At 46.8% G+C, this 361-nt stretch carries 1 protein-coding gene; it reads left to right on the top strand.

The genetic code is table 11. The features are described from left to right. Nucleotides 1-122: 122 nt before the first annotated feature. Nucleotides 123-361 (top strand): hypothetical protein (locus tag KDM92_RS19220; RefSeq protein WP_212685794.1); only part of this gene is annotated, 239 nt, incomplete at its 3' end.

Here is a 361-nt window from a genome sequence, read left to right as displayed (position 1 = left end):
CTGGCGACAGCTTGACTGGTGGCGACGGTACAGATACGTTGACAATCGTGAACGGCGGTAACATCACTTCTGGTGCAACTGGTTCTAGCATCGTCACAAAAGTTGAAGCGTTGAACGTGTTCATGAAAGGCGCATCTTCTACTGTTGACTTCGACAAATTGCCAGACGTAACTGGCGTTACAGTACGTAACATCGGTAACAACGGCACAAGCGGTGCATCAGATGCTGACGTTGCATTCACATTGAACAACTTGACAGTTGCTCAAGCTACAGCAATCACTGTATTGCACAGCACAACTGGTAACGGTGACGTTACTCAAACTACTTTGAACGCAAACTTGAAGTCTTCTTCTGGTACATC

The organism is Affinundibacterium baiyunense, from assembly GCF_018139645.1.
GTDB lineage: Bacteria > Pseudomonadota > Gammaproteobacteria > Burkholderiales > Burkholderiaceae_D > Undibacterium > Undibacterium baiyunense.
This window is presented reverse-complemented; position numbering and strand designations above follow the sequence as displayed.